Annotated in this window: 18 protein-coding genes, 1 pseudogene and 1 other annotated feature; of the genes and pseudogenes, 4 read left to right on the top strand and 15 right to left on the bottom strand. The window is 37.7% G+C overall.

Annotation, left to right across the window (positions count from 1 at the left end):
- Positions 1-4: 4 nt before the first annotated feature.
- Positions 5-940, bottom strand: coding sequence for an ABC transporter permease (locus tag Q5794_RS03765; protein ID WP_098620791.1), 936 nt, complete (start codon positions 938-940; stop codon positions 5-7).
- A gap of 95 nt (positions 941-1,035) precedes the next feature.
- Positions 1,036-2,667 carry an ABC transporter substrate-binding protein gene (locus tag Q5794_RS03760; RefSeq protein ID WP_374988692.1) on the bottom strand — a complete coding sequence of 544 codons (1,632 nt, stop codon included), beginning with the start codon at positions 2,665-2,667 and terminating at the stop codon, positions 1,036-1,038.
- A 677-nt stretch (positions 2,668-3,344) separates the two neighbouring features.
- Positions 3,345-3,549: a binding site (T-box leader), on the top strand.
- A 76-nt stretch (positions 3,550-3,625) separates the two neighbouring features.
- On the opposite strand from Q5794_RS03760, the gene trpS reads away from it, so the two are divergent.
- Positions 3,626-4,615 carry a tryptophan--tRNA ligase gene (gene trpS / locus Q5794_RS03755; protein WP_214984727.1) on the top strand — a complete coding sequence of 330 codons (990 nt, stop codon included), beginning with the start codon at positions 3,626-3,628 and terminating at the stop codon, positions 4,613-4,615.
- 30 nt (positions 4,616-4,645) lie between these two features.
- On the opposite strand, the gene Q5794_RS03750 is transcribed toward trpS, so the two are convergent.
- The 9 genes and pseudogenes from Q5794_RS03750 to Q5794_RS03710 form a co-directional block, all read right to left on the bottom strand.
- Positions 4,646-5,395 (bottom strand): YjbA family protein, encoded by a 750-nt coding sequence (locus Q5794_RS03750; protein WP_050689374.1) that lies wholly within the window; start codon positions 5,393-5,395, stop codon positions 4,646-4,648.
- Between the two features lie 300 nt (positions 5,396-5,695).
- Entirely contained in the window at positions 5,696-6,610 is a 915-nt protein-coding gene (gene opp4C, locus Q5794_RS03745; RefSeq protein WP_192996580.1) for an oligopeptide ABC transporter permease, read from the bottom strand.
- Between the two features lie 11 nt (positions 6,611-6,621).
- A pseudogene (opp4B, locus tag Q5794_RS03740) lies at positions 6,622-7,586 on the bottom strand (oligopeptide ABC transporter permease).
- Between the two features lie 28 nt (positions 7,587-7,614).
- Positions 7,615-9,354 (bottom strand): oligopeptide ABC transporter substrate-binding protein, encoded by a 1,740-nt coding sequence (gene opp4A, locus Q5794_RS03735; protein WP_214984724.1) that lies wholly within the window; start codon positions 9,352-9,354, stop codon positions 7,615-7,617.
- Positions 9,355-9,397: 43 nt separating this feature from the next.
- Positions 9,398-10,381, bottom strand: a complete 984-nt coding sequence (locus tag Q5794_RS03730) for an ABC transporter ATP-binding protein (RefSeq protein WP_214984722.1) — start codon at positions 10,379-10,381, stop codon at positions 9,398-9,400.
- Positions 10,381-11,403 carry an ABC transporter ATP-binding protein gene (locus tag Q5794_RS03725; protein ID WP_214984719.1) on the bottom strand — a complete coding sequence of 341 codons (1,023 nt, stop codon included), beginning with the start codon at positions 11,401-11,403 and terminating at the stop codon, positions 10,381-10,383. The genes Q5794_RS03730 and Q5794_RS03725 overlap by 1 nt, the downstream gene beginning before the upstream one ends.
- 225 nt (positions 11,404-11,628) lie before the next feature.
- On the bottom strand, positions 11,629-12,402 hold the full coding sequence (locus tag Q5794_RS03720) for a DUF2268 domain-containing protein (protein WP_016763040.1): 774 nt from the start codon (positions 12,400-12,402) through the stop codon (positions 11,629-11,631).
- A gap of 106 nt (positions 12,403-12,508) precedes the next feature.
- On the bottom strand, positions 12,509-13,750 hold the full coding sequence (gene fabF, locus Q5794_RS03715; protein WP_013055405.1) for a beta-ketoacyl-ACP synthase II: 1,242 nt from the start codon (positions 13,748-13,750) through the stop codon (positions 12,509-12,511).
- A gap of 39 nt (positions 13,751-13,789) precedes the next feature.
- The gene (locus Q5794_RS03710) at positions 13,790-14,728 is read right to left on the bottom strand and encodes a beta-ketoacyl-ACP synthase III (RefSeq protein ID WP_013081747.1); all 939 of its coding nucleotides are present in this window, start codon (positions 14,726-14,728) and stop codon (positions 13,790-13,792) included.
- A gap of 256 nt (positions 14,729-14,984) precedes the next feature.
- Between Q5794_RS03710 and Q5794_RS03705 the strand changes: the two genes are divergently transcribed.
- Positions 14,985-15,185, top strand: coding sequence for a hypothetical protein (locus Q5794_RS03705; protein WP_214984713.1), 201 nt, complete (start codon positions 14,985-14,987; stop codon positions 15,183-15,185).
- Positions 15,186-15,213: 28 nt separating this feature from the next.
- Here Q5794_RS03705 and Q5794_RS03700 read toward each other — a convergent pair whose 3' ends face one another.
- From Q5794_RS03700 to Q5794_RS03690, 3 genes are all read right to left on the bottom strand, one after another.
- Entirely contained in the window at positions 15,214-15,408 is a 195-nt protein-coding gene (locus tag Q5794_RS03700; protein WP_164797075.1) for a ComZ family protein, read from the bottom strand.
- Between the two features lie 77 nt (positions 15,409-15,485).
- Positions 15,486-16,370, bottom strand: a complete 885-nt coding sequence (locus Q5794_RS03695) for an NAD(P)-dependent oxidoreductase (protein ID WP_214984710.1) — start codon at positions 16,368-16,370, stop codon at positions 15,486-15,488.
- A 182-nt stretch (positions 16,371-16,552) separates the two neighbouring features.
- A complete protein-coding gene (locus Q5794_RS03690; RefSeq protein WP_013055401.1) occupies positions 16,553-17,293 on the bottom strand; it encodes a hypothetical protein in 741 nt (246 codons plus the stop codon).
- A 209-nt stretch (positions 17,294-17,502) separates the two neighbouring features.
- Between Q5794_RS03690 and Q5794_RS03685 the strand changes: the two genes are divergently transcribed.
- The gene (locus Q5794_RS03685; RefSeq protein WP_013055400.1) at positions 17,503-17,691 is read left to right on the top strand and encodes a YjzD family protein; all 189 of its coding nucleotides are present in this window, start codon (positions 17,503-17,505) and stop codon (positions 17,689-17,691) included.
- 203 nt (positions 17,692-17,894) lie between these two features.
- The gene (locus Q5794_RS03680) at positions 17,895-18,779 is read left to right on the top strand and encodes an NAD(P)-dependent oxidoreductase (RefSeq protein WP_214984707.1); all 885 of its coding nucleotides are present in this window, start codon (positions 17,895-17,897) and stop codon (positions 18,777-18,779) included.
- A gap of 42 nt (positions 18,780-18,821) precedes the next feature.
- Here the strand turns inward: Q5794_RS03680 and galT are convergent, their stop codons facing one another.
- The gene (gene galT / locus Q5794_RS03675) at positions 18,822-20,345 is read right to left on the bottom strand and encodes a UDP-glucose--hexose-1-phosphate uridylyltransferase (protein WP_214984705.1); all 1,524 of its coding nucleotides are present in this window, start codon (positions 20,343-20,345) and stop codon (positions 18,822-18,824) included.
- Positions 20,346-20,371: the final 26 nt, after the last annotated feature.

Here is a 20,371-nt window from a genome sequence, read left to right as displayed (position 1 = left end):
TTAATTAAGCCCCTTTCTTTCCACCACTTAACTTAATGCGTGGATCAATCAGACCATACAGAATATCTACGAGTAATACTGAAGCTAGAAGCAAAATACTATAAAATACTGTAACTCCCATAATTACTGTGTAGTCCCGGTTGGTGATACTAGTAACAAAATGTAATCCTAATCCAGGAATTCCGAAAATCTTTTCAATAATGAAACTACCTGTTAAAATCCCTGCAGTTAAAGGGCCTAAATAAGAGACTACCGGTAACATAGCATTTCTTATTGCATGCCTTATTATGATAGCACCTCTACTTAAACCTTTTGCTTTAGCCGTTCTCATATAGTCATTGCTCAATACTTCAAGCATACTTGAACGAGTAAGTCGTGCAATAAATGCCATAGGCGTAGCAGCCAATGCTAATGCGGGTAAAACAGTGTGAGCCCACGATTCCCAACGTGCCACTGGAAACAGGTCTAACTTCATTGCTAATGTGTATTGAAGAAGAGTTGCCATAATAAAACTTGGTACAGAAATGCCTAGAACGGCAATAACCATTGCAGCATAATCTTGCCATTTATTGTGCTTCATCGCTGAGAAGACACCTAGAACAACTCCAATAGCTAGTGCTATTAAAATAGCTTCCATTCCCAACATAAATGAAACCGGAAATCCACTGCTTATTAAATCGTTAACTGTTTGACCTTTATATTTAAAAGAAGGTCCAAAATCCCAAGTACTTACAGATTTCAAATAATCTACATATTGGATATACCAGGGTTGATCTAAACCATAAAATTTGTTTAGATTTGCAATAATCTCTGGCGGAAGCTTTTTCTCTCCAGAAAATGGCCCTCCTGGCGCCGCTCTCATTAAGAGAAACGTAGCTGAGACAATTAAAAATAATGATAGTAACATATAGATTACTCTTTTCCCTATATATTTGACCATCATATACACCTCCATAATTTAACATTCACTACTTATTCAAGCAGAAAAGTATATGGGATTTCTCCCATATACTTTCTCTTAAAAGTTCGCTATTTTCACTTAAAGTGAGCCCATTTAAACTGAATATCTCCAGTTGAAGACATAACTACATCTTTCAAGTTTTCATCCTGCACCCAAGCATCTGTGTAATAGTAAATTGGTGCTGCAGGCATGTCAGTCATAAGGATTTTCTCTGCTTGCTTTAAGATGTCATAACGCTTTTTAGAATCCTGCTCTTTACGAGATTGATCAAGTAACTGTTGGTATTTAGGGTTTTCCCAGAACGTGTTATTATTTCCACCGTTTTTATCTTCGAACATTTCTAAGAATGTAATTGGATCATTGAAATCTGCTATCCAACCCATACGGCCAATTTGGAAATTCCCTTTATTTAATTCATCAATATAAACGTTCCACTCTTGGTTATTAAGTTGGACGTCTACACCCAGATTTTTCTTCCACATATCTTGAACGGCTTGTGCTACTTTTTGATGCCCTTCGTCTGTGTTATAAGAAATTTTAATTGGAGGAAGTTTAGACAATCCCATCTCTTTCAAACCTTTGTTTAAAAGTTCTTTCGCTTTTTTTACATCATTATCTTTAAATAAATTATTTTTCTTCTCACCATATGCTTGTGCAGGCACCATAGCAGTTGCTGGAACTTGTTCAGCTTTAGTTACATTTTCCGCAATTGCTTTACGGTTAATTGCATAAGCTAAAGCTTTTCGAACGTTAGCATTACTTAATGCTTTATCTTCAGTGTTAAACTTGTACATGTATGTTCCTGTTTTTACGTTAACATGAAGATTTCCTTTATCTTTTAATTGTGGAATTGCATCCTGAGGAAGTTGTCCTGCAGGGTTACCAGCCCAATCTAGTTCACCTTTTTCAAACATAGAAAGCTCAGTAGCATTATCGTTAATCATATACATTTCAATATTTTTTAATTTTACAGCATCTTTGTCCCAATAATTTTCGCTAGGTTTTAAAACAATTTTGTCGTTATGCTTCCACTGAGTCATTTTAAAAGGACCATTTGTTACGTAATTATCTCCAGCATTTGTATACCATTTAGGATTTTTTTCTACAACTTTACTATCAACCGGATAGTACGTATAGAAAGCTGTTAACTCTAAAAAGTAAGTTGTCGGATGTTCTAAAGTTACTTGTAAAGTTTTATCATCTACTACTTTAATACCAACATCATCCATACTTCCCGTACCTTTATTAGCAGCTTCTCCACCTTTGATGTAATAAAGCTGTTCAGCATATTGTGATTCATTTTTAGCATCTAAAGCCCATTTCCAAGCATATTCAAAGTCTTTTGCTATTACAGGGTCACCGTTTGACCACTTAGCATCTCTTAATTTAAATGTGTAAACTAACCCATCATCACTTACATCAATTTTTTTCGCCATTGCTTCTTCAGGCTTACCATCTTTACCTAGACGAGTTAAACCTTCAAAAGTTTGTCTTAAAACTGCACCAGATACACTATCATTTGCTAAACCTGGGTTTAGAGAAAACGGTTCTGTTTTGATATTTACACGCAGATCTTGGCTTTTAGCTTTTCCGCTATCATCGCCTCCGCTACTACTGCCACCAGATTCTTTGTTAAATCCGCATGCAGCTAAAAACAAGCTCATGACAAGCAGCAAACTGAAAAGAATCGACAACCTTTTCTTCATTGCGTATTACCCCCTATTAAATTTTGTTTGTGTGGCAACCATATTTTTTTGATATGCACTAATTTCTTAATCATCTTTCAATACACAATAATCAGTTATTTTTTCACATAGTAGAGCATTAAAGACCTCACTGCAAAATTATTCTTCTACTCTATGAAACTGTCATCAATTGTTTACATGCTGTAAATCCAATGTATGCGCTTAATATGTAGAAGACTCATTCATTACAAAATTCGCTAATTGAAACAAAACATTGTCTATTTTGTGTTTTCTGAAAAATTAAGAAATTGTAATACCTTTGTAAAAAATATGTTTGTTACGCCTATTATAAATATTTTAAAAATTTATTGCAATACTATTATTTAATGGTATTTTTCTGTCACGAAGGAAAAAACCTTATCCTATAAGGATTGTGCCTACTTGTCAGACGTCTAAAATCTTTTTTGTAGTATAGGTATTACAATGGTATTACAATAGTATTACAAAGTCATTAGAAACACTAAATAAAAGGTTTTTACCAAATCCTACACCAAATTTTCATCAAGAAATGCTTTAATTAAAAGGTTCTTGTCTTTTTTTGTCGCTGAAAAATTCCAGTAAATTGTCTTATAAAACTTTTTAGCGATAAGATGTTTAAATTCCTGCTTTTTCGCGTTATAATAACGAATAACTATATAATTAAAGCTGTGAAAAAGAGTAGTATGCAGAATTTTCATTTTTAGAGAGTTTGTGGCTGGTGAAAACAAACATTGAAACCTGCAGAATGGACTTTGGAGCTTTCAAGTGCAAAGCTTGAACGTTGACCTCAACGTTATATGAATAAAGATAGTTCACAATTATGTGTGCTAATTAGGGTGGCAACGCGGTCCATTCGCCCCTAGCTTATGCTAGGAGCGGATGGGCCTTTTTATGTTGTATTCGTAAATTAGCATCATATATGTGCAGATGAAAGGAAGATTTGATGAAAACAATTTTTTCAGGTATTCAACCAAGCGGTACAATCACTTTAGGTAACTACATTGGAGCGATGAAGCAATTTGTTGAACTTCAACATGACTATAACTGTCATTTTTGTATTGTAGATCAGCATGCGATTACAACGCCTCAAGATCGTTTAGCACTTCGTAAAAACATTCGCAGCCTTGCTGCTCTGTATGTAGCGGTAGGAATTGATCCAGCAAAATCGACTTTATTTATTCAATCGGAAGTGCCTGCCCACACAGAAGCGGGATGGATGTTACAGTGCGTAGCGTATATCGGTGAACTTGAACGTATGACTCAGTTTAAAGATAAATCCGCTGGAAAAGAAGCAGTATCAGCAGGATTACTAACTTATCCTCCATTAATGGCAGCTGATATTCTTTTATACAACACCGATTTGGTTCCAGTTGGTGAAGATCAAAAACAGCATTTAGAATTAACGCGTGACTTAGCTGAGCGCTTCAACAAAAAATACAATGATATCTTCACTATTCCTGAAGTACGTATTCCAAAAGTGGGCGCACGCGTCATGTCTCTTCAAGATCCTACGAAAAAAATGAGCAAGTCCGATCCAAACCAAAAAGCTTTCATTACGCTTTTGGATGACGCTAAAACAATTGAAAAGAAAATCAAAAGTGCCGTAACGGATTCAGAAGGTATTGTTCGCTACGATAAAGAAAATAAGCCAGGTATTTCAAACTTACTAAGTATTTATTCAATCCTAGCCAATAAATCGATCGAAGACATTGAAGCAATGTACGAAGGCAAAGGTTATGGTGACTTTAAAGCTGACACAGCTAAAGTAGTAGCTGAAGCATTCGCTCCAATTCAAGAAAGATATTATGAATTAGTTGATTCTAGCGAGCTAGATGATATTTTAGATCAAGGTGCCGATAAAGCAAATGCAACGGCTAATAAAATGCTTCGTAAAATGCGAAACGCAATGGGAATTGGCCGTAAACGTTAAAAAAAACGACTGCTATGCAGTCGTTTTTTTTTAATTAACTTTTGGTTCTTGTTCAATTTCCCAAAGTTTTTCAAAGAAAGGTTGTCCTTTTACTAAGCGCTCGCATAATAATTTATGTTTCGGTGACCACCCTGACTTCGTTTCATCGTATAGCTGACTCCATACGTCTTGAAACGACATCTCTTGAATGTCTTCGTACTTCGTTGGATTCCACTCTGTGTACCAGTAGCGGATTTGAGCTGTATTTTTTGTGGTATGTAGCTGATCAAGTGCCATAAATAACAGCTGTTTTAGCTGACGTTCTTTACGTGTTAGTCCTCTCATCGTTTCAGGAGACGGTGAAAGAATATGATGCTCTTTTTTATTTAGCTCGTCTTCACTGAACTTATATTCTAGCTCTTCTTGATCCGCAATCATCTCATAGACTAACTGCTCTTGTCTTGGAATTAAGCGGCTTTTTCGAATCGGAATATGATATCCCATCGTATCAATTGCTAAAATATTCGTTCCATCTGTAACGATAAAACAATATTCAACCTGCGTGCGTTCATGATTTTTCCGAATGTATGCTTTCTGATAGACATCTTGTAGTAGTTGTTGAGGTAGCTCGGAAAGATCATTTTCAATGTAATGAAATAAAAGCGGATTTACTTTTAATAATGGTGCTTGATCGAGCAGTTCTACACAATCGTCTTTTCTCCACTCATGGAAATGACACACATTATAACCGTTTTCTTCGCCTTCAAACCAATTAACCCATACATCATGAAGATATAGCATAATTTACCCCTCACTTACTATCTGTTTGTTATCCATCAGTATAGGCAGAGAAAAGAATTTTTATTCCAAATGATGTTATTTTTCTAAAAATTAATTGTAAAATACCTTCGTTTTTGGCTTTTATTCAAATGTACTTCTTTCGAAGCTCAGACATAACGCCAGTGCTAATGATTGCTAAAGGCTTTATGTGCTATATCCACCTCTATAAGCAGAAAAAAATCCGAGTTTCTTCTATAGTAATAGGTTTGTCAGGAGGTCTGACAAACCTAAAAAAATCTATCACACTTTTGTAATAGATTTTTAACGAAGAGATTTTGGATTTAAAGCATCTTTTAATCCTTCACCAATGAAATTGATAGCTAGGATCGTAAATGTAATAGCTAAACCTGGCGGAACCCACATCCAAGGCTTATTCTGCAGCACATCTGATTCCCTTGCTTCTGTCAGCATATTCCCCCAGCTTGGCGTATCAGCCGGCACGCCAAAACCGATGAAGCTAATTGCTGACTCAAACACAATAAGGATGGCCATCTGCAAACTGGCTTGAACCACAATCGTTGAAAACACATTTGGCAGCAAATGTTTAAAGATGATTTTAAACGGGCTGCACCCAATGGAAACAGCTGAAAGCACATATTCATTTTCTTTTTCAGCCAAGACTTTGCTTCGAACCAGCCGGGCCGTACTTCCCCAGCTTAAGAAACTAACAACTAGGATGAGCGTCCAAACGCCTGAGATCTTTCCAATTAGGATTGTATTTAACACTACAACGAAAACAATTAGTGGAAAGTTTAATACAAAGTCTGTAAAACGCATTAAGAATTGATCCACTTTGCCTCCGTAATAACCCGCAATCGAACCAATAAGAGTTCCTATTAAGATAACGAGTGTTGTACAAGCAACTCCAATCAGTAACGAAGTTCTTCCTCCATACAATGTACGTGCAAATACGTCTCGCCCATTTGTATCCGTTCCAAACCAATGCTCACTAGAAGGCGCTGCATTCATCGCCATATAGTCGATACGTGTAATATCTGCTTTTGTAAGCAGCGGTGCAAAAATGGCAAGAAGCGTAATCACAATCATGAAAGCTAAACTTATCATGGCTAGTTTATTTTTAACAAACTTCTTTCGCGCAATCGCCCATGGAGAAAGGTTTTTAGGAACTTTCATATTCACTTCTGGCTGTACATCTTTTTTCGTTACAATTTCCATACTTTCTCCTCCTAATCCAAACGAATACGCGGATCCGCTACGCCATATAACAAATCAGCAACTAGATTCCCAACCAGTGTTAAAATTGAAAACAACATTGTAAGCGACATCATAACTGAGTAGTCACGAGTTGCTACAGAGTCAACAAACAACTTTCCGATTCCTGGATACGTAAAGATCGTCTCTGTAATGATAGAACCGCTAATGATTGTTACAAGATCAAACCCTAAAAAAGTGATAAGGGGAATCATTGAGTTGCGTAAGATATGAACATTATAAATTTTAGATTCTTTTGTCCCTTTTGCTCTAGCTGTGCGTACAAAATCTTTGCGACTGTTTTCAATAATGTCATTGCGCAAAAATTGGGTATACTGCGCGGTCGACATCAAGCCAAGAATCAGCGCGGGTAATATAACGTGATGAATTCTACTTTGAATAAATTCCCATGACCCCTCTTTCAATCCTACTTCAACAGAACCGCTAAATGGAAACCAACCTAACTGAAAGGAAAATAAATAAATGCCTACGATCCCTGCGATAAACGATGGAACCGCTAATGCAAAGTAATTATATCCTGCAATAAAGTTATCTGCTAAGGTATACGGTTTTCTTCCTGCATACATACCTAAAATAAATGCAAACACATACGTAATCAAAAGCGAAGTCAAAGCTAAAAAGATAGTATTAGGCATACGCTCTAAAATAATATCTAATGTCGGTAACTTATGAGTTGTTGACTTTCCTAAATCTCCTTGTGCCACGCCCTTTACCCAGTTCCAATATTGAACGTAGATAGGATCGTTATATCCTAGCTTATCACGCATTTCCTCAATGTATTTTGGATCTGTATTACTAGGGTTGATTTCTCCCCCAAAGGGTCCCCTGGCATCATTTTTGCCAGGGAAAACACAACAAAGGAGATCAGAATCAACATTGGAATCATCCCTAAAATACGTCTTAGTGAGTATTGCAGCATCGTTGACTCTCCTTTACATGTAAAATACTTATTCCGTTACAGACCATTTCTCCGGATCTACAACTACCGTTGATGGATCTAGAGTTACGTTTTTCACACGCTTATTCACAGCATAAATATTGATATTTTCCCATAAAGGAAGTGCTGGCAGCTGCTCATTAAAGAATTTTTGCCATTTTACATATACATCTTTACGGTATTTATCATCAAATGATTTTTCACTCAAACCGTCTTTAAGCATTTCATCAGATTCCTTATTTACCCAACGGCCATAATTCCATTCAGCATTAGAGCTCCATAATCCTGTAGGATCTGGATCTGAACCAGTGTCCCAAGAACCAAAGAACGCTTCTAACGCCTTATCGTCGTTATCTTTCATTTCATTGTACAAGTTAAATTCAACAAGTGAACCCGTTGCTAATTTTGTTTTAATACCAATATCATTCCATGCTTGCATAATAGCTTTCGCACGGCCCTCGAAGTTGGCTGGACCAGCATAGTGACCAAATGAGATGGTAAATGGTTTTCCGTTTGGATCTTCTACAAAACCGTCATTATTCTTATCTTTATAACCAGCTTCAGCTAATAACTTTTTAGCTTTTTCTGGACTATACTTGTACTTTGCTAAATCTTTTTGGTCAGCAGCAATCCAGAATACAGACGGAATAACTGTGTTAGAAACTACCGCTTTGTCGTTCATAAATGCTTTTACCATTGCTTTTCTATCTATTGCATAAAGCAATGCTTGACGAAGTTTTAGATCTTTGAACTTTTCATAATCATCTACGTTTTTACCAGCCTTTTGATCACGATGTCCAAATCGTAGACCAATATACGAATAACTAGTTGATTTCCCTTCCAAAAAGTCTAAGTTTTCTGCTTTTTCAACTTGCCCTAAATCAGCTGGACGAACATCCATAATGTCGACATCGCCTTTTTTCAATGCTCCGGCGGAAACAGATGGATCCAGTACTTTTACAACAACACCATCAAGATGAGGTTTACCTTTCCAATAATCATCATTACGCTCCATTTGGACATATTCACTTGCTACCACTTTTTTCACTTTAAACGGTCCAACACCAATAGGCTCTTTACGAACTTGTTTGGACTCTGCAAGATCTTTTACAGCAATTCCTTCATAGTACTTTTTCGGCATTGGATACGGCCATAGATTGTCTAAGTTATTTACACGAACTTCTTTAAATGTTACTTTAAATGTTTGCGGATCTACTACTTCAACTCCGGAAATAGAATCCGCTTTGCCGTCGTGATATTCTTGAGCGCCTTTAATGTGCTCAACGTTTACATAGCGTGGACCTGTATAGTCTTTATCGGCAATCGTTTCATACGTATATTTAAAATCATCTGCAGTTAATGGATCTCCATTATGCCACTTAATCCCCTTTTTTAATTTAAACGTGTAAGTTAGTTTATCACCACTCACCTCCCAAGTAGCTAAGTCAGATTTAATCTTTAATTTCTTATCATAAGTAAAGAGACCTTCATTGATAAATTCTAAGATTTGGCTATCGTATGCACTGCCATACAATGCGTACTCAAAAAGCCCTTCCGGCGCTCCGTCAATCCCATACGTAATCGTTCCGCCATCTTTTGGCTTGTCTGTTTTTGCACCTTCAGTTTTTGTTTCTCCGCCTTCTTTATTACTAGAAGATGAAGAACTGCTTCCACCGCTGCATGCCGCTAGAAAAAGCGATAGCACAAGCAAAATGGAAACAAGTGATAAAAACGATTTCTTTTTCATCATGACGTTCCCCCTATTTAACTAATAATCTGTTCGTATGTAGCTTTTACGAGTTATATAAATGGCAAGCTACTTGATGGCCAGGTCTCACCTCCTTTAAGGCAGGTTTCGTTTGGCTGCACTCTGCCATGGCATCTATACAGCGAGGATGAAACGCACAGCCTTTTGGCGGATCAATTGGACTTGGCACATCTCCCTGTAAAATAATACGCTGTTTTTTCTTTCGTGGATCTGGTTCAGGTATAGCCGATACAAGCGCTTGCGTATAAGGGTGCAATGGCTCTGCGTATAGGCTTTTCTTATCAGCAATTTCCACTAAACCGCCTAGGTACATAACACCGATACGGTCACTCATATGTTTAACAACACTCAAATCATGGGCAATAAATAAAAAGGTTAGGTCGAATTCTTGTTGAAGTTCTTTAAGAAGGTTTAAAACTTGTGATTGGACAGAAACGTCCAGTGCCGATACCGGCTCATCAGCAATAATAAGTTTTGGACGAAGTGCAAGTGCACGTGCAATTCCAATCCGCTGACGCTGTCCACCGGAAAATTCGTGAGGATATTTATAGTATGCATCTTCCGGTAACCCTACTTTTGTAAGTAGATTCATAACTTCTGATTTTAATTGATTGGTTGATTTCCCTGTAAAATTCCGAATTGGTTCAGAAATAACATCTCCAACCATTTGCATTGGATTGAGGGAAGCATAGGGATCTTGAAAAACCATTTGAAAATCTTGTCTAATTTTACGGAGAGAAGTTCCTTTTACTTCTGTGATATCTTTACCATCGAAAATAATTTTTCCGCTAGTTGGTTCCAACAGTCTTAGAATCGTCCTTCCTGCCGTGGATTTTCCACAGCCAGATTCTCCTACTAGACCGAGCGTTTCTCCTTTTCGAATAGCAAAAGAAATACCGTCAACTGCTTTTACATCACCAATTTTCTTTCGAAAAAATCCGCCGTGAATAGGATAGTAGGTTTTTAAATGCTGAACTTCTAGCAATACATCTTTCACCGCTTTAGTCATTAGCTTGTCTTCACTCCTTTTGACGGATAGCTATTTTTATACAGCAGACATGCGACACCATGCCCCTGTGAATCTTGGCGAAGAACAGGCGTAACGGAACTGCAGTCTTCCATTGCATGAGGACATCGGTTAACGAAACGACAGCCTGTCCGCGGCATGTTTACAAGAGAAGGCACAATTCCTTTGATCGTATTTAATACTTCTACATCATCTTCCATGCGTGGAATTGAGTGAAGAAGCGCTTTCGTGTACGGATGTTTCGGGGCATAAAATAACGTATCAACATCTGTATGCTCAACAATTTTCCCGCCATACATGACAATCACTTCGTCACACATCTCAGCAACTACTCCTAAATCATGTGTGATCATAATAATAGACATATCATTGCTTTCTTGAATTTCTTTTAGCAACTCTAAAATTTGAGCTTGAACCGTAACATCTAGGGCCGTTGTCGGCTCATCAGCAATTAAAAGTTTAGGCTGACAAGCTACCGCCATGGCAATCATGACACGCTGCCTCATTCCTCCTGACAGCTGATGCGGATATTCATCGATGAGCTTTTCGGATCTCGAAATACCAACGCTTTTTAAAAGCGCAATGCTTTTTTCACGCGCTTCCGCTTTCGATATATTCATATGGTTAAACAATACTTCCTGCAGCTGATACCCAATGGTTAACACAGGATTAAGGGATGTCATCGGTTCTTGGAAAATCATTGAGATGTCTTTCCCCCGAACATCATTCATCTCATCTTCTGATAAGCGCGTAAGATTCTTTCCTTTAAATAAAACGCTTCCGCTTCTAATTTGACTATTCACTTTAGGTAATAACCCAATAACGGATAAAGACAATACGCTTTTTCCACAGCCGGATTCTCCGACAACTCCTACAATTCGCTTTCGTCCGACTTGAAACGACACGTCGTCCACAGCATTATGCCAGGAATCATTAATGGAAAAAGCAGTTTGTAAATTTTTCACTTCTAGTAAAGGTGTTGATTCGACGGTTTTTTTATCCATTTATAGTGCACACCTCATTTTTCTAAAAATTGTTATATTTGAATAAGATATTATTACAATTTCATTACAAAATCAATATATTTTGAAAATTAATTATATTTTTTATTTTCAAAATAATCATTTCTGAATACCTCTTCAGTACTTTAACGCATAAATCTCCTAATTTTTCGTTGAAAATAGGATAAAATTTACTATTTTTAACTTTAGGTATATAGAACTTTTTTTTTACAGTTGGAACGCAGATTTTTTTAAGATAGTATTGGTGCTAAGAGGAAGCAGCTGGGTAGTAGTTAAAGTGTGAGGCTTCATACATGAAGTAACAAGATGATAACCAATATTGTAGCCCATCATTTCTGGATACCAATTTTGTCCAAATAACAGTTGATCATATTTTTTTTCGTCAGCGCGCAGATTGTAATAAGGTTTAACATGCTTTTCCCACATTTTTTTAGCTTCTTCAATGGTATAATAATTTGTCCAAGGAGCTAAATATTTTTTACCACAATACTCCTCTACAGCTCTTTCAGCTAACCCTTCCATCATCATAGCGTCTAACAAAGTAATCGTTTCATCAGATTTATTAATGGCTTTTAGCCTGCAGACGTGATGGTATTCATGGGTAAGTACCGCTAACATTTCTTCATCGGATGTATGACTTGTCATAAACACAAATAATTTATCGGTAAAAGCGACACCTGCTCTTCCGTTAAATTCACGCTGCATTTTTCGATTTCTAGGATTGCTTGGAAGCACTAGCACCGCTACATCGGGCCCATTCCATGCTTTTTTAAGCTTCTCATAATGTGCTTTAACTTTCTTCCAAACCTGCCTTTTCTTCATTTCTTCTAATTCTTTTATAAACATTAAAGAAGGCGGACACATTCCATAGTTAAAAAGTAATTCCATATATTCTTTTTCTTTTAATTTCTTAAAATAGCGCGCAAGATAACGGCTTATTTCTTTCGGCTCCGTCCAAGTAGAAGTTGAAACAATCGGCATGTTTTCCCCTCACTTTCTTCATCCTTTTGTTTCATGATATGTTCACAGCTACTCTTTTGGTTATTAAAAATAAAAAAAATTCTAGGCATCAGCCTAGAATTTTTCATTATGCTTCGTATTTTTTAAAGATGATAGTTGCATTATGACCGCCAAATCCAAGTGAGTTGCTTAGCACCGCTTTTACTTCTTGCTTACGCGCTTTGTTTGGAATGTAGTCTAAATCGCACTCTTCATCAGGTGTTTGATAGTTAATTGTTGGAGGAAGAATACCATCTTGAATTGCTTTCACACTAAAGATAGCTTCTACTCCGCCAGCAGCTCCTAACAAGTGGCCAGTCATTGACTTTGTTGAACTAATTGCTACTTTTTGAGCGTGGTCACCAAATACTTCTTTAATAGCCATTGTTTCAAATTTATCATTGTATCCTGTACTTGTACCGTGAGCATTGATGTAATCAATATCACTTGGCTGTAGGCCCGCATCTTCAATCGCATGACGCATCGCACGAACGCCGCCTTCTCCTCCTGGAGCTGGCGCTGTGATATGATGAGCATCTCCAGTTGAACCATAGCCCACAATTTCAGCATAAATACGTGCGCCGCGCGCTAGTGCATGTTCAAGCTCTTCAAGCACAATAACACCCGCACCTTCTCCCATAACGAAGCCGTCGCGGTCTTTATCAAACGGACGAGATGCTGTTGCAGGATCTGGATTTGTAGAAAGTGCTTTATTCGCACAGAAACCAGCAATAGATAAACGCGTGATTGGCGCTTCCGTACCGCCCGTCACCATCACGTCTGCATCTCCGCGTTGAATTACTTTAAACGCATCACCAATAGAGTTTGTACCTGTTGCACATGCCGTTACCGTACAAGAGTTCACGCCTTTCGCCCCTAAAGCAATAGAAACTTGTCCTGTTGCCATATCAGGAATCATCATCGGAATGAAGAATGGACTTACACGGCGGGCACCTTTTTCTAATAACGTTGAATATTGATTTTCAAACGTTTCCATACCGCCAATTCCAGAACCAATCCAAACGCCGACGTTTGGAGCAATTTCTTCTGTAATAGTCAAATCCGCATCTTTAACAGCCGCCAATGCAGCTACCATTGCATATTGAGTAAAGCGATCCATCTTACGAGCTTCTTTACGGTCAATAAAATCTTCCACGTTAAAATCTTTTACTTCAGCCGCTACTTTAGCCGGGAATTCATCTGCATCTAGTCTTGTTAAAGGACCAACGCCAGACACGCCTGCTACTGCGTTTTTCCAAGCTGTTTCCACGTCATTTCCAATTGGTGTAAGCCCACCAAGTCCTGTTACAACTACACGTTTTTTATTCATCGTACATTCATCTCCTTCAGTTGCTTTAAAAATGTAGTGTTATTTTCCCCATCTAATAGCAATAGCTCCCCATGTTAAGCCGCCTCCGAAGCCAACCATTACAATTAAATCATCATCTTGAATTTTCCCTGCTTCAAGCTCATGAACAATTGAAATTGGAATCGATGCTGCTGATGTATTGCCGTAGTATTGGATTGTTTTAGACATTTTTTCTTCAGGTAAGTCTAATCGCTGTCTTGCAGCTTCCATGATACGAATATTCGCTTGATGAGGTACAAGAAAATCAACATCCTCTTTTGTTAAACCTGCTTTTTCAATTACATTAACAGCAGATTCCCCCATTTGTCGAACAGCAAACTTAAATACTTCACGTCCGTTCATAACAATATGATCAAGCTCGTTTTGATACAAGTGCTTGCCTCCCGTACCGTCGGACCCTAGTTCAAAGGATAAAATACCTCGTCCTTCTGATACAGGTCCCATTACAACTGCACCTGCTCCGTCTCCGAATAAAACAGCCGTGTTACGGTCGTCCCAATCTGTAATCTTAGAAAGCTTTTCTACACCGACCACTAATATATGCTTGTAAGCATTGGTTTCAATAAATTGCTTAGCTGTAATCATGCCGTACATAAACCCTGCACATGCGGCACTCACATCGTAAGAAGCTGCTTTTTTTGCTCCCAATTTTTCTTGTAGCATACATGATACTGTAGGAAACGGTTGATCTGGCGTTACCGTAGCAACAATGATCATGTCAATATCTTCTGCCTCGACGTTAGCTTTATGTAAAGCTTCAACTGCTGCTTTATAAGCTAAATCAGATGTGTCCTCGTTATCGGCTGCAATTCGGCGCTCTTGAATACCTGTGCGCGTACGAATCCACTCATCTGATGTATCCATTACTTTTTCAAGATCTAAATTTGTTACAACTTTCTCTGGTACATAACGTCCAATTCCTAGAACACCAGCGTTCATATCAACCTCTCCTTTAAATAAAAGGCTTATATTCCTATAAAACCTATATCCGTCATTTCATTTATCGATTATATAATCAATTATTATGAGTTGGTACTAATTTTACTTCATTTTTTATTTTTTGTCTATATAGGTGTTCGTCCTACTCAGGTATCTATCATGCTACATATAGTAATCATACGGGACCCTCTTACTCTAGTATGGGACATTAGGTAAGAACTTACCCACCATTAAAATAGTGAAAGGAATGAGTATCATGGCAAGAAGACAAAGAAATGAAGCTTTTTCTGATTTTCTGTTTGGAGCTGGGCGCAGAAAATCAAGAGAAGAAAGAGAGCGAGAGGAGTGGGAAAGATTATTTAAACAAATCGATGAAATTGTACTCGCCGTCGAAGAACTAGCTCCTCTGCTTAAACAGTTTGCCCCTTTAGTCGATTTATTTTCCAAACAAAAATAACAGCTCGGATTCTACCGAGCTGTTTTCTTTAGTTGTTTTCATTTTCAGCTAATGCATCTTGCTTGCCAAGCTCATAGGCATCGTTCATTACTTTTGTTAGTAATGTCAATACCGGCTGCACGTGTTCCATCGATAACTCAACGCCTGTTTCATCTAAGATCTGCTTTGCTTCTGGCAAGTACTTCATTGCAATTTGCATGAATTGCATATTTTGCTCATCCATAGTGAAATCTCCTTTATTAAAAACATTTATTCCTCCTTATATTAGCGAATCTATTCTATAAGTACAACTTTCTCCTTTTAATGAAGAGGTAAAAGGAATGTTCTCATATGTTTTTTTTGCAGATAAATGCCTTCTTTAGCCGTTACTCTTGAAGAAAAATGCAGCAGTTCTTTCGCTTTCCTGCTGATTTCATATTTTTCTTGAGCCGCTTCTTCCTTCACCTCCATATGAGTAATGTTTGCTCCTGCGCTCCAAGACTGTAACTTTTCTTCAACTAAATGAACCACTTCATATGAATATGCAGCAGTTTTACAGCGTCTAAGTGCACTGATGGCATCTTCAATATAAATAATAAAATCCGTGCCTTCCATAATGTTAAAAGCTTCTTCGTACCCGGCAATATTTTTAGAATAGCACATTGACAAAGGCTGCCAAGGTCCGTAAAGAGTCGGCGTTCTGACAATTATAATGGGCCATTCATCATCTTTATACTTCTCTATCATTCGCTCAAAATGAACGTATAGCCTTCCTTCACTACTGTCCGGTTCTGGAATCGTTGTTTCTTCAATCTTTCGCTGCTGGTCTCCAAATACGCGCATGGTAGAAACAAACACAAATCGAATGTTGAATTGACGGCATTTGTTAAGCGCTTGAATGAGCACTTGCTGCGCTTTTTGCATTTCTTGTCTTAAAAAATCAGGATGATAAAAATCTCCTCCATCGAAATACGTGAAGTAGACAATATCCGTTTCTGAGGTAATCATATCTAATGACTCTCCTACTTCAGTCGATGCATAATTAGCGTTTCGCCCTAAGAAAAATTTCATCTCTTCCTGCAAATCATCTTCTTCTTTATGAGCAGAATGTGTATATCCTTTTACTTCTGTACCTTCGTCTAAAAAAGCCATACATAAATGAAAACCAATAAAGCGGTTTGCCCCTATTACTACTACATTTCCCATATCGCTTCCTCCAATTCTTCATTCATCATTTATTCAACAAAAAGCTTAAAGCCCTATAGCTATAGAGAGTACTCATTCCTTATTTCAAAGAAGTTTATCTGTAAAAGCATCATGAACTCTTTTTTTCCTTTTATCTCTTATACAAAAAGCCCCTATGATATGTATAATCATAGAAGCTTTGCTTATAACACTTTTTCATGCTGTTTATAAAATTGGAGAAGGGACCGTTCAAACAAATAGTTTTTTTCCGGCAAATAAAGTGAAAGCATAATCGGAGAGTGAAGTTCTTCACGATGTAGTTCATATTTTTTACTGTGTGCAATTGGATAATGAGTAGAGGCATTAGGCGCGGTCCATATCTTCACGGGCAGCGTTGATTTTAATTCTGTAACAGAAGGGTACTCCTTAATTAGCTTTGATACTTGCTTGCGCTCCACTTTATAAGCTTGAGTCAAGTCCTTCGTGAATTGTTTATAAAAGAATTTATTGTTTTTTTCATGTTCTGCATGCGTATGAAGATCAATACATGGATTTAGTAAACCAGCTGATCGAATGAACGTATTCCCGTCATTTTCCATTAGCTGCAGCGCTAACAGAGCCCCCATTCCTTCAGCTAAAATATGAATTCGTTTATTTAAAATTTCTTGTTTCATTACTAAATGATAAAGTTGTTTTGCAAGGTGATATGCTTCAGGAGACCCCCAATGCCGGCCATATAAATTGGAATAAAATACTGTGTATCCTTCATCTTGTAAACATTGCAACAGCTGTGACCTTCCGCCGTGCTGAATCCATAAGCTAGTTGAACTTTCAACAAAATGATCTTTATCACCCAATACTAACACACCGAAACCATTCGGTCGTTCAGGGACATGTACGACATTCCATTGCGTATCTAAGCTAAAAAAGCGTCGATGTATCATAGCTCTTCCTCCGTAACTTACTAGTTGTTCCATACAGTGTATGATAGAACCATCAAAAAGCGCACTAGAATAATGCCTATTTCTGACTTATTGCTCTTTTGTTTCTATATGGGAACACGCCCCTTATTTATTCATAAAAAATTCAATTTCTTATTTGACTGCTATATGCTAAAATGAAATCAAACTGTACTATAAACGAGGTGAATAGAATGCGTGTCGTAATGGCTTTTGTTTGGGGCTTTTTACTAATGAATATGGCAGTGTACGTAATCTCTGCAATGACGGGTGGTACTTACAGTTTCGCAACCGCTTCCATCCTTGGAGTAGTTTTCACGCTAGTTGTAATTTTGATTGGAGAACTGGGTGTACCGAATAAACCAGCAAATAATCACCACTAAAAAGTGTTGGCTGTAAAGCCAGCGCTTTTTTTATCTTTTGGCATAAGCACTTCTCAGCAATTTCTTTCGTTAACTCGTATTCAAAACGAATGATTGAAGCTACTTTTTTACATTTATATACATTCATAATCATTGATTATGCCAGACTTTAACTGTATAATTTTAGAATAATCAAACTATTAATTGTAGGAGTGAATACTGCTGTGACTAAAGAAAAAATTGGTTTTATCGGAACAGGCGTTATGGGTCAAAGCATGGCCGGGCATTTAATTGACGCAGGATATGAAGTCCTTGTTTATACACGAACAAAAACCCGTGCTCAAGCACTACTTGAAAGAGGGGCCAAATGGAAAGAAACCGTTCAAGAAGTGGCCGAACAATCTGATGTTATTATCACCATGGTAGGCTACCCTCACGATGTAAAAGAGATTTATTTAGGAAAAGACGGCATTATACATAATGCAAAGAAAGGCTGCTATACAATTGATATGACGACATCGAGCCCTATACTTGCTCGTGAGATACATCAAGCAGCAAAAGAGAAGCACATTCATGCGCTTGACGCTCCTGTTTCAGGAGGCGATATTGGAGCTCAGAAAGCAACATTAGCGATTATGGTAGGAGGCGATTCTGAAGCATTCTCTGCCGTTACGCCTATACTTGAAAAAATGGGGACAAATATCGTTCTTCAAGGAAGCGCTGGTGCTGGTCAACATACCAAAATGTGCAATCAAATTGCTATTGCCTCTAATATGATGGGTGTATGCGAAGCTATACTTTATGCTGAAAAAGCCGGATTAGATCCGAATACCGTTCTAAAAAGTATTGAAACAGGCGCAGCGGGAAGCTGGTCGTTAAGTAATTTAGCTCCTCGCATGATTAAAGGAGACTTCGAACCAGGTTTTTATATTAAACACTTCATTAAAGATATGAAGATTGCCATTGAATCAGCTGAAGAAATGGAGCTGTATACACCAGGGCTAAAATTAGCAAAATCGCTTTATGAACAGCTCGAAAAACAAGGCGATGATAATAAAGGAACACAGGCTCTGTATATCCTTTTAAAACAGCATGCCCTAACTGTATAAAAACAGGCAGCTCATTACGAGCTGCCTGTTTTTATTAATGATTTACGCTTCATTTAACGAATTCATAAAACGACTGAATGCGAGCTGCCCTTCAGTATTTTGTTTAAACACACCTGCATGTTCTAAAATAGTCGCAAAGACCAAACCGAGCTCTTGTTGGAGAATGCTTTGGACATTTTCCGCTTCAATATGTGGATATTTTTTCTTGATTTGTTCGGCCCACTTCACGTGTTTTTTCACTTGATCATGTCTGCTGGCTAACTCGCTCAGATTATTCTGAACTAACCCTTTGGCCACTAGACTCATTTCGTCTTTCAAACGACCGGGTAAAACCGCAAGCCCCATTACTTCAATTAAACCTATGTTCTCTTTTTTAATATGATGAACTTCTGCATGCGGATGATAAATGCCATCTGGATGTTTGCCGTTTGTTCGATTGTTTCGCAGTACTAAATCTAATTCGTACAAATCTCCTCTTTTCCGAGCAATAGGCGTCACCGTGTTGTGAGGAGTTTGATCTGTAAAAGCTAAAATACCAGCACTTTGATCACTATATGATTTCCATTTCTTCAAAATGAAATCCGCTGCTTCCACTAATGGTGCAAGGTGCGAACTTTGAAGACGAACGACCGACATCGGCCAATGAACAATTCCAGCTTTCACGTCTGGATATGCTTTAAGAGAGAACAATGTATTTATTTTTGCTTTAGCCATAGGAAAATCATGATAGCCGCCTTGAAAGTGGTCATGAGTTAAAATAGATCCTCCTACGATGGGTAAATCTGCATTTGACCCTAAAAAATAATGTGGAAATTGTTCAACGAAGGCAAGCAGCCGCTTAAACGTTTGCTTTGAAATATGCATGGGTGTATGTTCACTCGCAAAAACAATGGCATGTTCATTATAATAAACATAAGGTGAAAACTGCATGTACCACAGCTCTTCCTGCACTTCCACAGGAATAATCCGGTGATTTTGACGAGCTGGGTGGTTAATACGACCTGCATAACCAGCATTTTCTTTACAGAGAAGACACAGCGGATAGTTGCTTTCCTTCAATGATTTGCTTGCTGCAATTGCTTTTGGATCTTTTTCCGGCTTTGATAAGTTGATAGTAATTTCAAGTTCTCCAAAGTCAGTGTTTGTTACCCATCTTTCGTTTTTAGCAATTCGATCTCTTCGAATATAGTGAATGTCTTTTGACAGTTTATAATAATAGCTTGTGGCTTTTTGAGGGCTTTGCTGATAGTGATCATAAAATGTCCGATTAACCTCTGAAGGCATGCTTGCAAAGCATCCCATTATTTTGGTATCGAATAAATCTCTATACGTGATAGAATTCTCGGCGATTCGATTGTTTTCTGCAGCCCAATCAAGCATGTTGTCTAAAATAGCAGCTGGATGTTCCAGACGTTCTTCTTTGACTTCTACTATAATACATTCATCGATCCTTAACACTTCCAGCAGTTTATTTCTCACCACATCTATATCCCATTTTGTTAATAGATTCTTTTGTAAACCATATTGAATAAGTCGGGTGATTTCTTCATGAATGTTGACTGACATACACTCGTTCCTTTCTCTATCTGTTT

This window comes from Priestia megaterium (assembly GCF_041941685.1).
In the GTDB taxonomy this organism is placed as follows: Bacteria; Bacillota; Bacilli; order Bacillales; family Bacillaceae_H; genus Priestia; species Priestia megaterium_C.
Note: the sequence above shows the minus strand (reverse complement) of the source record. Positions and strands in the feature narration are given on the sequence as shown.

Bases quoted from the DNA above. Each gene is read 5' to 3' on its own strand.
- Q5794_RS03765 (WP_098620791.1), bottom strand. From the start codon at position 940: ATGGTCAAATATATAGGGAAAAGAGTAATCTATATGTTACTATCATTA.
- Q5794_RS03760 (WP_374988692.1), bottom strand. From the start codon at position 2,667: ATGAAGAAAAGGTTGTCGATTCTTTTCAGTTTGCTGCTTGTCATGAGC.
- Q5794_RS03750 (WP_050689374.1), bottom strand. From the start codon at position 5,395: ATGCTATATCTTCATGATGTATGGGTTAATTGGTTTGAAGGCGAAGAA.
- opp4C (WP_192996580.1), bottom strand. From the start codon at position 6,610: ATGGAAATTGTAACGAAAAAAGATGTACAGCCAGAAGTGAATATGAAA.
- opp4A (WP_214984724.1), bottom strand. From the start codon at position 9,354: ATGATGAAAAAGAAATCGTTTTTATCACTTGTTTCCATTTTGCTTGTG.
- Q5794_RS03730 (WP_214984722.1), bottom strand. From the start codon at position 10,381: ATGACTAAAGCGGTGAAAGATGTATTGCTAGAAGTTCAGCATTTAAAA.
- Q5794_RS03725 (WP_214984719.1), bottom strand. From the start codon at position 11,403: ATGGATAAAAAAACCGTCGAATCAACACCTTTACTAGAAGTGAAAAAT.
- Q5794_RS03720 (WP_016763040.1), bottom strand. From the start codon at position 12,402: ATGCCGATTGTTTCAACTTCTACTTGGACGGAGCCGAAAGAAATAAGC.
- fabF (WP_013055405.1), bottom strand. From the start codon at position 13,750: ATGAATAAAAAACGTGTAGTTGTAACAGGACTTGGTGGGCTTACACCA.
- Q5794_RS03710 (WP_013081747.1), bottom strand. From the start codon at position 14,728: ATGAACGCTGGTGTTCTAGGAATTGGACGTTATGTACCAGAGAAAGTT.
- Q5794_RS03705 (WP_214984713.1), top strand. From the start codon at position 14,985: ATGGCAAGAAGACAAAGAAATGAAGCTTTTTCTGATTTTCTGTTTGGA.
- Q5794_RS03700 (WP_164797075.1), bottom strand. From the start codon at position 15,408: ATGGATGAGCAAAATATGCAATTCATGCAAATTGCAATGAAGTACTTG.
- Q5794_RS03695 (WP_214984710.1), bottom strand. From the start codon at position 16,370: ATGGGAAATGTAGTAGTAATAGGGGCAAACCGCTTTATTGGTTTTCAT.
- Q5794_RS03690 (WP_013055401.1), bottom strand. From the start codon at position 17,293: ATGATACATCGACGCTTTTTTAGCTTAGATACGCAATGGAATGTCGTA.
- Q5794_RS03685 (WP_013055400.1), top strand. From the start codon at position 17,503: ATGCGTGTCGTAATGGCTTTTGTTTGGGGCTTTTTACTAATGAATATG.
- galT (WP_214984705.1), bottom strand. From the start codon at position 20,345: ATGTCAGTCAACATTCATGAAGAAATCACCCGACTTATTCAATATGGT.